Below are 14124 nucleotides of genomic sequence, written 5' to 3'. Positions count from 1 at the left end.
ACAAATTGACTACTGAGGAGAGAGCGCATATGAACAGTAAGAGCGCCGCCGACCGCTGGCTGCTAACAGAGAACGGGATCCGTTGGGATATCCGCAATGATAATCAACTTCCGCACCAAGACAAAGTCGAGATGAGCGGATTTCAAGCGTCCGCCATCATCCAATACGGTGTCGACGATTCGGGCGTTTTACTTCTGCGAAGGACGGTCGTCTGGCCAAATCTTCGGACGATTCCGAACAATACGCATGCGAGCCTGACTCATGCGTACCCAACTGCCGCGACGCCGCTGCTTCTGGTGAACGGTCTGACGATCACGGAAGAACGCCCGCAGAAGATCGCGTTCGACGGTATTCTTCGTATCGAATCCATTGCCGAAGCAGGAATCGTTATTCGCCGCCAACTGTTTCCGGCAGTCGATGCGCCTGCGTTGCTGGAGACGGTTGAGGTTGAAAATGCAAGCGGCTCTCCCGTCCTGCTAGAGATGGAGTCATCCGATTACGAGGCGCGAGGCAGGGGGATCTCCGGCATTTATGCGATGGAAGCACGGTTGGACTCCACAACTTCAGCACGCATTCAGCCTGGGGAAACAGCCCGATTCACGATTGTCTATGCCGGCCGTGTTTGGCGACAACCTAGTCAAAAGTTAGATGGAACTTCGGAAGAGAAGCGCAGAAGCGATAAAATCAGTATGCTCCGGAACCGGCTTCGGTTACATACGCCAGATCCGGTTCTGAACCAAATGTTCGCGTTCGCCAAGCTGCGCGCCGCCGAAAGCATTTTCCGCACGAAGGAAGGCTTGTTGCATAGCCCCGGTGGGGGATCCTATTATGCTGCCGTATGGACGAACGACCAGATCGAATATGCGGCTCCCTTCTTCCCTTTCCTTGGCGATCCGGCTGCTCTTGAGGCGACTTCCAACGCATTTCAATTGTACGTGCCTTTCATGGGGCCGGATCTCGTTCCGATTCCTTCGTCGATTATCGCGGAAGGTCAAGATATATGGGAAGGAGTCGGCGACCGTGGCGATGCCGCGATGTACGCTTATGGCGCTGCCCGCTATGCGCTCGCTTGCGGAGATCGTTCGATAGCCGGGCAACTCTGGCCAGCAATCGAATGGAGCCTGTCCTATTGTCAAGCCAAGCTGACTGCCCAGGGCGTCGTCGCGTCGGATTCGGACGAGCTGGAAGGCAGATTCCCCGCAGGTTCAGCCAATCTGTCGACCTCATCTCTCGCCTATGACGCGTTCCGTCATGCGGCAATTGTGGCTAAGGAACTCGGACAAGTCGACTTGGCGACCGCTTATGAGGAAGCGGCTATCCAATTACGGCAGGCGCTTGAGAATTATTTCGGAGCGGAAGTCGAAGGCTTCGAGACTTATCGGTATTACGATGGCAACGATATACTGCGTTCATGGATCAGCTTGCCGCTTTGTATGGGGATATTGGATCGCAAGCAAGGCACGGTATCCGCCATGCTGTCGCCACGGTTATGGACGGAAGACGGTCTCGCTACGGAGGCCGGAGATCACGTGTTCTGGGATCGCTCCACGTTGTACGGATTCCGGGCCTTGTTTATTGCGGGGGAAACGGAGAAAGCACTGGCGCGACTCTCCGCTTACTCTAGGCGGAGACTGCTAGGGGATCACGTACCATATGCAGTAGAAGCTTACCCTGAAGGTGACCAGCGTCATTTGTCGGCTGAAAGCACGCTTTACGGGCGGATCATCACAGAAGGCTTGTTCGGCATCCGGTTTACGGGACTGGCCTCCTTCGCTTGCACGCCGCGCCTGCCAGCCGAATGGCCATCGATGTCTCTTTCGGCGGCTCAGATTTGCGGACGCGAACTTGATCTGATCGTCGAGCGCGCCGAGGGGAACGGAATGAGGCTGATTGTTCAGGAAAACGATCGGGAAACCGTCTTTATCGGTCACGACGGTAGCACTTTCGACGTTTCCCTGAACGAATAGCTTAAGCTTGGATTCTGGGCTTATCCGCATGGCAATCCGGATTCGGTACCAATCCAAGCTCAGCAAGCTTCGTTAAATAATAGCATTCTTCTCGCATCATATGATCCGGTATCAACGGGCTGAGCGTATCCAACACTTCGGCTGTCAGCTCCATTTGTTCCAGCTCGTACAGAAATCCGACGAACAGCTTCATCTCCAGGTCAATCTCCTGATGAAGCTTGCTGAAAGCCGGAAATCTCGTCAGACCTGTTCTCATGTATCCGGCCATCTCTATGCTCTTAAGATACAATTGTTGAAAATGCTTCTCGAACTTCTGGCTTCTCCGGATAAGCGGCTTCTCGACAAAGTCGAGATCGCTCGCGATCGCGGCGGCATGGCCCGCCGCGTCCGGAAGCCATAAAAAATCATGATGCAGCGCATCGAATGTTGGGACGGGTTTACCCGCGACAAGTGCGTTTAAGATGCGTAAATATTCTTCCAGCTCATTAACCATATGATTAATGAAGGTAGGCGGAAGTGAGATGGCGATTTTCCCCAAAATCGATCTTTGAAGCAGGTCGAGCTTAAACTGTCGAAAGCGATTCGTCAACTCGAGCGCCTGTTGCGATAGCGGCATGAGATCAGCTTCCGGCCTTTGGCGACGCGCCTGTTCCAACAATGCATCGAATGCTTGAATAAAAGATTTGGCAGTTTCGACGTCCCGGGCTTCTGCAGGCGATAACGAATTAAAAATGAATCTGGCGTGATCCCCCAAAATCTGCAGCCAAAAACGGTGCTCGTACAACGCTGAATCGTTCATCCACGATCTCCTCCCAATCCGGTTTCCTTCGAGCGTATGATCGTTCCCGCACGAAAATTCTCTTTTACCGCGCATATCCCTTTGGAAACTTGGAATGCTATGTCCGTTCCAATACCAAAGGAGGGTCCACATAATGAATTTTGGTTCAAACAACCATTCCAATCAATCTCTACAACAATGTGAGCAAATCATTCAGCAACTCGTGAATCAGACGCAACAAGCAAGTCAAAATTACCAACAGCTTCTGCAACAAGAGCAGCAAAATGCTCAACGGCTCGAAGAACTCGCTCACAGAGAACAAAAAGCCGCGCAAATGATACAAACGGCGCTTCAAGGACATCAAACCGTTATCCAACAACTGCAACAAGTTTCTAATCTTTGCAGACAAATCGAGCACTCGGCTCAAATGCAATTTAACGCAGGATACAATCAATCGAATCAAAACTTTGCGCCGCATTCCGCATATACCCAGCAACAACCGAACGCGTTCCAAAACCACAATCAAAATTTCAACACAGGTTACAGATCCATGCAGTAATCTGCGTCACGGAACGAAAAAAAATGAAGAGAACCCTATCGACAAGGGTTCTCTTTGGTCATTCGAAACATCGGAGGAATGATGGGTATGACGTTCGATATTCATAACAAAGTTTCGATTGTCGCACTCGGCGGCGTTCACGAGATCGGTAAAAACATGTACGTGATCGAATGCGGCGAAGATATCGTCGTCGTCGATTGCGGTTCCAAGTTCCCGGATGAAAGCTTGCTTGGCATCGACGTCATCGTGCCGGATATCGCTTATTTGCTGGAAAACGAGGAGCGCGTCAGAGGTTTGGTTGTCACCCACGGCCATGAGGATCATATCGGGGGCATTCCTTATATCATCAAACGGCTGAACATGCCGATCTACGCCACGAGGCTTACGCTCGGCTTAATCAAAGGAAAATTAAAGGAGCATGGTCTCCTTGGCAAAACTGCGCTTCATCAGATCGAATCCAATACGCGTCTATTGCTGGGCAGCCTCCCGTTGACCTTTTTCAGCACGAACCATAGCATACCGGACTGCCTTGGCATCGCTTTCCACACCCCGCAAGGAACCATCGTACATACTGGGGATTTCAAATTTGATTTGACGCCGGTAAACGATCAGTTCGCGGACATTCATCGGATGGCTGAGCTCGGGACGAAAGGCGTTCTTGCGTTGCTGTCTGAAAGCACGAACGCCGAAAAGCCCGGTTTCACGCCTTCGGAACGTCTTGTCGGCGAACACATTCTCGAAGCATTCGCGAAAGCGACAGGGAAAATTTTCATTACGACATTCGCCTCCAATGTGCATCGGCTGCAGCAAATTATTAACGCGGCGGTGAAAACGGGACGGAAAACGATTTTCATCGGCAGAAGCATGGTAAACGTCGTTGACGTCGCCTCGAGCCTCGGTTATTTATCGGTTCCTCCGAATACAATTGTCGAAATCGAGGAGGCAGGTAAATACAAGCGAGAAGAGCTCGTCTTCGTCTGCACGGGCAGCCAAGGCGAACCGATGGCGGCACTCGGACGCATTGCCAGCGGCAATCATAGGCAAGTCGAGGTATCTCCGGGAGATACGGTCATTTTTGCCTCGTCTCCGATTCCCGGCAATGAACGTAACGTCGCCCGGATCGTCGATAATTTGTTCGCAAGGAAGGCCACCGTCATTTACGGCTCGGGGGCTTCAACCGGGATGCACGTTTCCGGACATGCCAGCCAGGAAGAGTTGAAGCTGATGCTGACCTTGTTTCGGCCGAAATATTTTATTCCGATTCACGGCGAATACCGCATGCTGCACCTCCATCGCTTGCTGGCAGAAGCCGTCGGCGTCGATCCGGGTAACATCTTTATCGTGAACAATGGAGACGTCGTCGATATCGTAGGCTCGGAAGCGATTCAGGAAAGGAAAGTGCCGAGCGGCAATACGTATGTAGATGGACTCGGCATCGGGGACGTTGGAAATGTCGTCCTTCGCGACAGGAAAGTTCTAGCAGAGGACGGCATTCTGATTATCGTTCTAACGCTTGGCAAGTCGGACCATAAAGTGATCGCAGGGCCAGACATTGTCTCCAGAGGGTTCGTGTTCGTGAAAGAGTCGGAAGCGTTAATGGACGACATCTATCGGCTAACGCTGGCTGAAGTCGACCGCCTTCTGCAAGGCAACGAGAAACAGGCCATCCAGTGGAGCGTCTATAAGCAGGCCATCAAAGAAGCCGTCGGTAAGTTTCTATTCGCAAAGACGAAAAGAAGACCGATGATCCTTCCGATCATCATTCAAGTCTGAATCTATTCTAGCCGCTGGATTGCAGCTTCATCGTTCTGATGAGCGGACGATTCGTCGTCCTGTCCCGCTCGATGCTCGATTCGACCTGAAAAACGTCCCGCAGCATTTGCTCGGAGATGACTTCTTCCGGCGTGCCATGCCCATAGACGGTTCCTTGCTTCATGACGGTCACCCGGTCGGAATACAAGGAAGCATGATTCAAATCGTGCAGCACCATGATAACGGTCATTCGCTGATCGCGATTCAACTCGCGCACGAGCTCCATAATTTCGAGCTGATGGCAAATATCCAAATAAGTCGTCGGCTCGTCCAGCAATAACGCTTTCGGCTGTTGGGCGACGGCCATGGCGATGCGGACACGCTGACGCTCGCCCCCTGATAATTCCAGCACGCTTCTGCCCGACATGGCCGACGTTCCAGTCAATTGTAAGGCCTGTTCCACAACGGCTCTATCATGATCGTCCAGCTTTTGCATCCAGCCTTTATGCGGAAATCGTCCATACGAAACAAGGTCGTATACGCTAATATCCGTCATCCGTTCTTGTGCCTGTGACAACATGGCCAGATGACGGGCGAACGGCTTTGTACCCCACGAATTCGCATCCTTTCCTTCGACAAGGACGGCGCCGCTCGAGCTTGGCAATTGACGAGAGAGCACTTTCAGCAATGTGCTTTTCCCGCAGCCGTTCGGTCCGAGAATGCTGTGAACGAGCCCCGCTTCGAACTCGACGCTCACATCGTTCATAACTGTATGTCCGCGATAAGCAACCGCCAAATGTTCTCCGCGTATCATTCCTGGACCCCTCTCTTTCTGAGCAAGTATAAGAAAAAGGGAGCTCCGACCGCGCCCATCATAATGCCGACGGGCAATTCGATCGGCGCGAACAGCACGCGGGAAAGCGTGTCGAATATCGTCAACACTGCGACGCCGAGCAGCGCCGAAGCGGGAAGCATCACGCGATAATCGTTGCCCAGCAACAGTCGGACCGTATGCGGTACGACCATGCCTACGAATCCCAGCAGACCGACGATGCTGACGGCGCTGGCGGAAAGAAGCGCCGCTGCAGCCGTGACCAACAATCTCGTTCGTTCGACGTTCAAGCCCAGCCCTTTCGCGTCCGCGTCACCAAGCATCAAGATGTTCATGCGTTGGGATGCGAGAAGCGCGAATAGTGTTCCGACGATCGAGTAAGGCAACAGCGTCTGCAGTTGCGGCCAGCTTTTGGCCGATAACCCGCCGACGAGGAAGAGCAGCGCCCCGTCGACGCGGTCGCTGTAAAACGTGAGCAGGCCGGAGATGCCCGAGCTGAAAAACGCGGACACCGCCACTCCGGCCAGAATGATCCGTCCGGGACGCACGCCGTTCTGCCAAGCCAGCGCGTAGATCAACACTGCAGCTCCGAGGGCGCCCACGAAAGCGGCCGGCGTCATCAAGTACGCGTAAGCCGGGAACAGAACAAGCGTAGCGACGCCGAACAGCCCCGCTCCAGATGAGACGCCGATCACGTGCGGGTCAGCCATCGCGTTGCGCATGACACCTTGAAGCAGCGCCCCTGCCAGTGATAAATTCACGCCGACAAGTGCGGCGATCAGCGTACGCGGTAATCTGACGTTCCAGACGATATCCCTGAGCGCGCCTTGATCGCTGCCGGCGAACACGCGGACGATTTCCATCGCGCTCACTTTCACCGCTCCACTAACGAGACTGAATACGATACCTCCGAGCGCCAGCACTGCTAGAGCCGTAAACACGGCTACGCGCCAAGACACGGATTTGCGAATGTTCGTCTTCATCTTATTGCCCAAACGCTTTCGGGTAGACGATCTTAGCTAAATGCGCAAATGCCCGGTCGACATGTAAGCCCGGCACGTTAACGAAATCCGCCGGCAGGAAAACCATTCGCTTTTCTTTGACGGCGCGAAGCGAAGCCCAGGCCGGATTCTGCTCCAGCTCTTCTTTCAGCTGTTTACGTCCATATTCCTCGGTCCCATGAACGATCAGAAACAAATAGTCCGGGTCGGCTTCGATCAGCTTCTCAATGCTGTAAGGCACGGAGCTTGGCATTTGCCCGGAAGGCATGCTCTCGGCTACGTTCTTCATGTTTAATCGATCGGCAATGTCTACGGCGAGGCTGCCGCTCTTCTGAAGCGACACCCCCATCGGCATAATCGTAAGTGCGGCATAACTTGGCGATTCATCCGGGAGCTTGCTGACAATCGCATCAATGCGATCGTCCATGTCTTTGATGGCCTTGTCTGCCTCCGCTTCTTTCCCCAGCAGTTGACCGAACTGCTTGGCGGCTTTTCGAATGTCTTCAACACTTTCGATTTGCACGAGAACAAGCGGTACGCCGACGGCCGCAAGCGCATCTTTCAGGCCGGCGTGGAAGAACGGCTGCCCGATGACAAGATCCGGTTTCAGGCTGGCGATTTTCTCCATGCTGACTTCGTTGATTTGTCCGACCTCTTCGACCGAACGCGCCGCCTCCGGGACAGGCGTTCCGGGTGCACTGGCCCGCCCGATCGCTGTCCCTCCAAGCTGATAAAACAATTCCAGCGCTTCGGTATTCAGGATGACGACGCGTTCAGGCTTGCGAGGCAACGCGGCGTCTTGTCCCCCCTGTTCCTTGGTCGAAGCAGCACACCCCGACAGCATCGACACCAATAAAACCATACACAAGAAAAGACTTCGTTTGTTTTTCAATGCAATCCCGCTTTCCTGTCGTCATCATCGCTTAAAGTTAACGATCGAATCGGATATCGTATTCCATGACGCGTGCTGTCTCTTCTGCTACCTCTGTCCCGAGCAACCGTTCGACCATATGAAATGCCATATGAATGCCCGCGGAGATGCCTGCCGAAGTGACGATCCGGTCTTCATCGACGTATTTGACGCCATCGACGACGGTCGTCTCAGGGAAGTCGGTTCGGAGCCATTCCAGGCTGGCCCAATGCGTTGTTGCTCGTTTGCCGTTCAGCAATCCAGCCTTGGCCAATAGCAGCGCCCCGGTGCACACGGAAGTCATCCATTGCAATTGCACGTCTTCGAACCGTTGCCGTATCCAATCGATCAAATGTTCATTGTGAATTTCCCGCCGCGTGCCCAACCCGCCCGGAATGACGAGCAGATCAAACGCCGGAGCAGAGTGAAAGCTGTAATCTGGCTGTACTTTGAGCCCGTTGCAGGCAACGACAAGCCCTCCGGTTTCCGATATCGTCTGCACTTCGAACGGCTGGAACAAATCCGGCTGGCCACGGTTAAGTACCGTAACAGAGAACACTTCGAACGGCCCGGCAAAATCAAGAACTTCAACGTCGTCGAACAACAAAATGCCTACTTTCCATGGTTTCATGGGATGACCTCCTCGACTTTTTTCATTTCCTTCTATTTTACCGGGGATTTTTACCACCCCATATGGCTCTCATGGGCTATTTCCACCCGTGCAACGACACCATTCCGCCATGATAGCTCGATCGAGTCATAGATAAGCTCCAACACACGGGCTACAATGATGCCATAAGCAACCAAGATTCGAATGAGCGGAGGAATTGGGATGTACAAAAGAGTAATGGCGGGCATGATCATCCTTGCATGCGTCTTCGGACTGTATTTGATCGTCTATTCGCTTCCGGCCAAGCAAACGCCGGAGCAGCCATCGGCAACGTTCAAAGTGCCGGATACTCCGGTCGACGCCGACGCCGCGATGCAGCAATACAAGAGCAACTGCATCGCATGCCACGGCGACAGCCTGCAAGGCGGTATGGGCCCTAATCTAACGAAAGTCGGGGGCACGATGACGAAGGAACAAATCTTTAAGCAAATCGCCAAGGGAGGCGGCGGAATGCCGAGCTTCGAGCAGAAGCTGACAAAAGAGCAAATCGTGGATGTGACAAACTGGCTCTCAGCCATGAAATGAGCGAAAGCCGTTACGGGAAACTACCCTCGTAACGGCTTTTTATTCGGAGATATTGTTCTCGATCGCAAATCGCGCGAGTTGGACGCGGTTATCCATTTTCAGTTTGTACAAAATGTTTTTCAGGTGATTTTTGACCGTGTGCTCCGAAATAAACAATCTATCGGCAATCTCGCGGTTGGACGATCCCGTCGCGACCCAGCGCAAAATTTCTTTCTCTCGAGCCGTAATCGACGCTTGGGCAGCCGACTGGTTCATCTGATGGGTCAGCTCTTTCAAGATAAGATGGGCGAAATCCCGCGACAACGGCTGGTCGTCCAGCACGATCCCCCGTAAATAGCCAAGCCATGAAGACGTGTCCAAGTTTTTAATCAAATACCCGGAAGCCCCTTTCTTTAACGCATCGAACAGATGAAGCGCGTCGTCGGAGACGGTAACGATGACGATTTTGACGTACGGGTATTTGTCTTTGATCTCCTTCGTTGCGGCGAGGCCATCCATGTCTTTCATATTGATGTCCATAAGAATCAAGTCGGGCTGCCAGTCTTCGGTCAAGCGAACGGCGTCAGCGCCGCTTCTCCCTTCGCCGACGACTTCGAACAAAGTATCTTTCGACACGATATAACGCATCGCTTCCCGGGCATGTTTGTGATCGTCTACGATAAGCACGCGATAGGGTTGAGCCATGACGATTCTCCTTTACAAATGACGTGAGGCGTTGCTACACCCATCATAGAGGAAAATCCCGGGATGCGGATGACTCGTAAGGGCTAACCCTACCGCGGCGTTAAATTATGGGAAAAGACTCTGTCGGTTCGCCGAGTTTCGCCTATTCCACCGCTATCCTATGGAATGAGACTGAGATCTAACACATGATTAAGAAATTACTCCTCTACGCTTTGCCTCACAACTACCATCGCCACGATCACGAGAACGAAGGCGACAAGCGCAAGCAATGGAATTGTCACAAAGCCAAGCCAATCGATATAGTCGACATTACATGGAACACCATTCGTGCAAGGTTTTATTTCATGGAAGCCAGGCACTTTCTGCAGCATATAGTGATAAGCGGAAATGACGGCGCCGATAATGCTGAGCGGTAAAACATAAATTCGAATGGAAGTATCACCCCGATAGGCTGCGATTCCGAGAATGATGCTCATAGGGTACATCGCAATTCGTTGATACCAGCAAAGCTCGCAAGGCACATAACCGCGAATTTCGCTGAAGTACAAGCTTCCTAACGTTGCAACGACGGAGACAATCCAGGCAAAATAGAGCAAATAAGGCTGTAAGGCCGCTATTTTTCTGCTCATTGCTTGGCACCGCCGATTTCTTTATCCATAATAGATTTGATTTCGTTGAGATCAAACGGATTCGAAACTTTAATGCCATTAATAATAATAGTCGGCGTCTGGTTAATTTTGTATTTCGATACGATAGCGGTATCCGTCTGAACTTGCGGCATAGTCGTATTTTGCGCCATATCTTTGGCTAACTGCTCGATATCGACTTTCGTCGGAAGAGATTGCGCGACTTCCGTTATTTTCGTCTCGGTAATCCAAGCGGCATCATGATTAGTAGTCGGTTGGGCTGCGAACATCGCTTCATTAAACTCCCAGAACGCCTCTTTATTTTGCTTAAAGATGGCTTCCCCCGCTATCGCCCCCAACGTTGATTGTTCCCCATGGAATAACGTATTGATAAAGGCCAACTTGGCTTGTCCCGCATCGATGTATTGGGCTATTAATTGCGGATAGACGGTGGCGCTCCACTGTTTGCAAGCCGGACACATGTAGTCTCCGAATTCGATAATCGTTACTTTGGCTTGTTCATTGCCGATGACAGGTTGATCGACGAGCGACGGAAGATCCGACAATCGCGAATGATCCTTCGAATCGTTGCTTTGGCGATTAATGAAGTAGATCGCCGCGAATAGAACAAGAAGGGCTGTTGTGTACAGAACCAGCATTTTGCCCGGATTGGATTTCGGCTTCGACTTTGACTTTATTTGGGCTGGTTTCATTTTCATTCTCCTCGATCTGCAATTGGGTTTCCTTTCTATATTACAGGGTTCGTAGAGTCCTCTAAATGACTCTTTAGAGCTATTTTCTTTCTTTTTCAACAACTTTAGCGGAGCGACCATGTAACTGCAAACAAAAAGCCGCGTTTCCGCGGCTTTCACAATGAATTTCCTTTACACGACCGGAGCCGTCACGCCGTGCTCAGCCCATTGCTCCAGCGTCGGGCCATACAGATCAGGAGCGCGAAGACCGGCTTGGCGCATCAGCACGGTCAGTTGCCCACGGTGGTGAATCTCATGGTGGACAAGCATGTTTAAGGTTACCCCGTTAGGCCATTCCTGACCGAATACGTTGCTTACGACGAACAGATTGTCATCCTTCCAGTTGGAAGTGACCGCATCGAGCATCGCTTGCGATGTTTTTTTGTAGGCTGCCGCAATGTCTGCCGCCGAAGTCGGAACGGGCGCGTCCGAGCCTGGCGCTTCAAAGACGAGCCCCATCGGCGCAGTCATGTCATGCAACGATTGCACGAGATGCCATGCGAGGCGGCCGAGCGTGCGATTCACGTCCGTTATTTGTTGACCGAGCGAATCGTCCGTGAGCGCCTCGAGCGCCCGAAGCGTTCCTGCCGATTCGTGCTTCCAAGTGTTCTCGAAATCCGCGATTTGTTTGTACATTAGTGTTAGCCTCCTCGTATGTGTTGTTTATGTCAAGCGAGTCGGGGTTGTCCCGCTCCCGCTATGCCATCAAATATTTTCCGGTGATCGACTGCTCCGCATGCACGATCTGCGCCGGCGTGCCCTCGAACACGACCTGACCGCCTTTACTGCCTCCATCAGGTCCCATGTCGATAATCCAGTCCGCCTGACTGATCACTTCAAGGTTATGCTCGATGACAATCACCGTGTTGCCGGTATCCACGAGCCTGTTCATGATTTCGACCAGGTGGGCGATATCCGACATATGCAGACCTGTCGTCGGCTCGTCCATGACGTAGATGCTGCCTTTCTTATGCAGCTCGCTCGCTAGCTTGATGCGTTGGCATTCTCCACCCGATAGTGTGCTGAGCGGCTGGCCGAGCGTGACATAGTTCAGTCCAACGTCACTCATCGCTTGTAGTTTACGAACGACTTCTTTTAATTCGAAGAAGTCCAGCGCCTGCTCCACGGTCATCTCCAGCACTTCTGCAATCGACTTCCCGTTCAATTTGTAAGCGAGCACTTCTTCCTTGAAGCGTCTGCCTCCGCATACTTCGCAAGGCAGCTTTACATCGTCCAGATATGCAAGGTCTGTATACACGACGCCGAGCCCTTGGCAATTCTCGCAAGCTCCCTTGGAATTAAAGCTGAACAAACCTTGATTCACCTTGTTCGCAGATGCGAACGCCTTGCGCACATCGTCCATAATCCCCGTGTAGGTCGCCGGATTCGAACGAGTCGACACGCCAACCGCGGATTGGTCGATGACGATCGCATCAGAATGCTGGCTTAGGAAAATATCGTTAATTAACGTGCTCTTTCCCGAGCCGGCAACTCCGGTCACGACGGTCAGCACACCGGTCGGAATATTTACGCTTACGTCTCGCAAGTTGTGGAGCGTGGCGTCCTTAATGGAAAGCTGGCCAGACGGTTGCCTGCAATCACCCTTTAACTGGAGCGGTTTGCTCATATGATTGCCTGTCAACGTGCCGGACTCTAATAAACCTTGGAAGCTTCCTTCGAACACGATTGTACCTCCGTGCGTGCCGGCGTGGGGACCAACGTCGACAATGTGGTCCGCCACTTTAATGACATCGGGATCATGTTCGACGACGATTACAGTATTGCCTTTATCGCGCAGTTTCTGCAGCAAGCCATTTAGCCGGTGTACATCGCGAGGATGCAGGCCAACGCTGGGTTCATCGAAAACGTACGTAACATCCACGAGGCTGCCGCTCAAATGTTTCACCATCTTGACGCGTTGAGATTCGCCTCCGGACAGCGTGTCCGTCTCGCGATCCAACGTCAAGTAGTCCAGACCGATATCAACGAGATGCTGCAGCCGCTCGGTCAACGACTTGACGATCGGAGCTGCGGTGGCATCGTCGATCTCTCGAATGACGCGGATGAGCTGTCCGACCTCCATCGCCGCCAGTTCGGCAATATTGTGACCGTTGATTTTACAACCGAGCGCCGACTGACTCAATCTTGCGCCTCTGCAGCTGGAACAAGGTCCCTCGGAAATATACGGCGCGACGGCTTGTTGCGTACGCTCGGACTTCGTCTTCACGTCCTGCTTGATATACTTATTGGTGAATTTCTCGAGGATGCCTTCCACCGTAATGTTCATGGCCTTTCCGGCGAAATCCATTTCCACTTTTCTCGCTTTGGCATACAGCAGCAGCTCGAGTTCATCTTCAGTGAAATCGCTGAGCTTCTTATCGAGGTTATATGACCCCGACTGAACGACCATATTCCATTCCCAGTTGCCCGGTGCGTAACCCGGCAGCAGGATCGCCCCTTCGTTTAATGACTTCGACATGTCCACCGCTTTGCTCATATCGACGCCTAATCTTCTGCCTAGCCCGTTACACTCGGGACACATGCCTTGCGGGTCGTTAAAGGAAAAGAAATTCACCGGTCCAACATAAGGTTGTCCGACTCTGGAAAACAGAAGTCGGAGTATCGGCGAAATATCGGTAATCGTGCCCATCGTGGAATGGGATCCGCCGCCCAGCCGCTTCTGATCGACAACGACGGCCATGCTCAGGTTTTCAATCGCATCCGCGTCCGGCTGCGGAAAACGCGGCAGAAAGTTGCGGACGAACGTACTGAAATTCTCGTTTAGCAGGCGCTGAGATTCGGATGCGATCGTATCGAAGACGATCGACGACTTACCCGAGCCGGACACGCCGGTAAAAATCGTAATTTTCCGCTTCGGGATACGCAAAGATACGTTCTTGAGATTGTTTTCCCTCGCACCCGTGATGACAATGTACTCCTGGTTCGATTCGCTCATAGCTTGCATCCCTCCAATTATGAGAATAACATAAACCGGCCGCATCCGGAGACCGCCAACAACAAAAAAGCTCCTTTTCAGGAGTGTGGACTGACCATGAATTCATTAAGTT

Annotated in this window: 14 protein-coding genes; 4 read left to right on the top strand and 10 right to left on the bottom strand. The window is 52.4% G+C overall.

Going from position 1 to position 14124, the window contains the following annotated elements:
* Window positions 1-29: 29 nt before the first annotated feature.
* On the top strand, window positions 30-1967 hold the full coding sequence (locus tag ACFPOF_RS25355; protein ID WP_378137944.1) for a glucosidase family protein: 1938 nt from the start codon (window positions 30-32) through the stop codon (window positions 1965-1967).
* Between the two features lies 1 nt (window position 1968).
* On the opposite strand, the gene ACFPOF_RS25350 is transcribed toward ACFPOF_RS25355, so the two are convergent.
* Entirely contained in the window at window positions 1969-2766 is a 798-nt protein-coding gene (locus tag ACFPOF_RS25350) for a DUF2935 domain-containing protein (RefSeq protein WP_378137942.1), read from the bottom strand.
* A 133-nt stretch (window positions 2767-2899) separates the two neighbouring features.
* On the opposite strand from ACFPOF_RS25350, the gene ACFPOF_RS25345 reads away from it, so the two are divergent.
* Complete coding sequence (locus tag ACFPOF_RS25345; RefSeq protein WP_378137940.1) at window positions 2900-3304, top strand: hypothetical protein; 405 nt, start codon at window positions 2900-2902, stop codon at window positions 3302-3304.
* 87 nt (window positions 3305-3391) lie between these two features.
* The gene (locus ACFPOF_RS25340; RefSeq protein ID WP_378137938.1) at window positions 3392-5077 is read left to right on the top strand and encodes a ribonuclease J; all 1686 of its coding nucleotides are present in this window, start codon (window positions 3392-3394) and stop codon (window positions 5075-5077) included.
* Between the two features lie 7 nt (window positions 5078-5084).
* Here ACFPOF_RS25340 and ACFPOF_RS25335 read toward each other — a convergent pair whose 3' ends face one another.
* From ACFPOF_RS25335 to ACFPOF_RS25320, 4 genes are read right to left on the bottom strand one after another with little or no spacing between them, the layout of a single operon-like run.
* Entirely contained in the window at window positions 5085-5870 is a 786-nt protein-coding gene (locus tag ACFPOF_RS25335) for an ABC transporter ATP-binding protein (RefSeq protein WP_378137936.1), read from the bottom strand.
* Window positions 5867-6871, bottom strand: a complete 1005-nt coding sequence (locus ACFPOF_RS25330; RefSeq protein ID WP_378137934.1) for a FecCD family ABC transporter permease — start codon at window positions 6869-6871, stop codon at window positions 5867-5869. Before ACFPOF_RS25330 ends, ACFPOF_RS25335 begins: the two co-directional genes overlap by 4 nt.
* Before the next feature lies 1 nt (window position 6872).
* Entirely contained in the window at window positions 6873-7781 is a 909-nt protein-coding gene (locus tag ACFPOF_RS25325) for an ABC transporter substrate-binding protein (RefSeq protein WP_378137932.1), read from the bottom strand.
* A 37-nt stretch (window positions 7782-7818) separates the two neighbouring features.
* Entirely contained in the window at window positions 7819-8430 is a 612-nt protein-coding gene (locus ACFPOF_RS25320) for a DJ-1/PfpI family protein (protein ID WP_378137931.1), read from the bottom strand.
* 201 nt (window positions 8431-8631) lie between these two features.
* Here ACFPOF_RS25320 and ACFPOF_RS25315 point away from each other — a divergent pair, with 201 nt between their 5' ends.
* Window positions 8632-8994: a c-type cytochrome gene (locus ACFPOF_RS25315; protein WP_378137929.1), complete on the top strand. Its 363-nt coding sequence runs from the start codon at window positions 8632-8634 to the stop codon at window positions 8992-8994.
* A 39-nt stretch (window positions 8995-9033) separates the two neighbouring features.
* On the opposite strand, the gene ACFPOF_RS25310 is transcribed toward ACFPOF_RS25315, so the two are convergent.
* The 5 genes from ACFPOF_RS25310 to ACFPOF_RS25290 form a co-directional block, all read right to left on the bottom strand.
* On the bottom strand, window positions 9034-9678 hold the full coding sequence (locus ACFPOF_RS25310) for a response regulator (RefSeq protein WP_378137927.1): 645 nt from the start codon (window positions 9676-9678) through the stop codon (window positions 9034-9036).
* A 197-nt stretch (window positions 9679-9875) separates the two neighbouring features.
* On the bottom strand, window positions 9876-10307 hold the full coding sequence (locus ACFPOF_RS25305; protein WP_378137925.1) for a disulfide oxidoreductase: 432 nt from the start codon (window positions 10305-10307) through the stop codon (window positions 9876-9878).
* Window positions 10304-11017: a DsbA family protein gene (locus ACFPOF_RS25300; RefSeq protein WP_378137923.1), complete on the bottom strand. Its 714-nt coding sequence runs from the start codon at window positions 11015-11017 to the stop codon at window positions 10304-10306. Before ACFPOF_RS25300 ends, ACFPOF_RS25305 begins: the two co-directional genes overlap by 4 nt.
* Before the next feature lie 171 nt (window positions 11018-11188).
* Entirely contained in the window at window positions 11189-11692 is a 504-nt protein-coding gene (locus ACFPOF_RS25295; protein ID WP_378137922.1) for a DinB family protein, read from the bottom strand.
* A 61-nt stretch (window positions 11693-11753) separates the two neighbouring features.
* Window positions 11754-14012 carry an ATP-binding cassette domain-containing protein gene (locus ACFPOF_RS25290; RefSeq protein WP_378137920.1) on the bottom strand — a complete coding sequence of 753 codons (2259 nt, stop codon included), beginning with the start codon at window positions 14010-14012 and terminating at the stop codon, window positions 11754-11756.
* Between the last annotated feature and the right edge of the window lie 112 nt (window positions 14013-14124).

It is taken from the genome of Cohnella soli (genome assembly GCF_042655525.1).
GTDB lineage: Bacteria > Bacillota > Bacilli > Paenibacillales > Paenibacillaceae > Cohnella > Cohnella soli.
This window is presented reverse-complemented; position numbering and strand designations above follow the sequence as displayed.

Coding starts and splice junctions, on each gene's coding strand:
- ACFPOF_RS25355 (WP_378137944.1), top strand. CDS start 30: ATGAACAGTAAGAGCGCCGCCGACCGCTGGCTGCTAACAGAGAACGGG.
- ACFPOF_RS25350 (WP_378137942.1), bottom strand. CDS start 2,766: ATGAACGATTCAGCGTTGTACGAGCACCGTTTTTGGCTGCAGATTTTG.
- ACFPOF_RS25345 (WP_378137940.1), top strand. CDS start 2,900: ATGAATTTTGGTTCAAACAACCATTCCAATCAATCTCTACAACAATGT.
- ACFPOF_RS25340 (WP_378137938.1), top strand. CDS start 3,392: ATGACGTTCGATATTCATAACAAAGTTTCGATTGTCGCACTCGGCGGC.
- ACFPOF_RS25335 (WP_378137936.1), bottom strand. CDS start 5,870: ATGATACGCGGAGAACATTTGGCGGTTGCTTATCGCGGACATACAGTT.
- ACFPOF_RS25330 (WP_378137934.1), bottom strand. CDS start 6,871: ATGAAGACGAACATTCGCAAATCCGTGTCTTGGCGCGTAGCCGTGTTT.
- ACFPOF_RS25320 (WP_378137931.1), bottom strand. CDS start 8,430: ATGAAACCATGGAAAGTAGGCATTTTGTTGTTCGACGACGTTGAAGTT.
- ACFPOF_RS25315 (WP_378137929.1), top strand. CDS start 8,632: ATGTACAAAAGAGTAATGGCGGGCATGATCATCCTTGCATGCGTCTTC.
- ACFPOF_RS25310 (WP_378137927.1), bottom strand. CDS start 9,678: ATGGCTCAACCCTATCGCGTGCTTATCGTAGACGATCACAAACATGCC.
- ACFPOF_RS25305 (WP_378137925.1), bottom strand. CDS start 10,307: ATGAGCAGAAAAATAGCGGCCTTACAGCCTTATTTGCTCTATTTTGCC.
- ACFPOF_RS25300 (WP_378137923.1), bottom strand. CDS start 11,017: ATGAAACCAGCCCAAATAAAGTCAAAGTCGAAGCCGAAATCCAATCCG.
- ACFPOF_RS25295 (WP_378137922.1), bottom strand. CDS start 11,692: ATGTACAAACAAATCGCGGATTTCGAGAACACTTGGAAGCACGAATCG.
- ACFPOF_RS25290 (WP_378137920.1), bottom strand. CDS start 14,012: ATGAGCGAATCGAACCAGGAGTACATTGTCATCACGGGTGCGAGGGAA.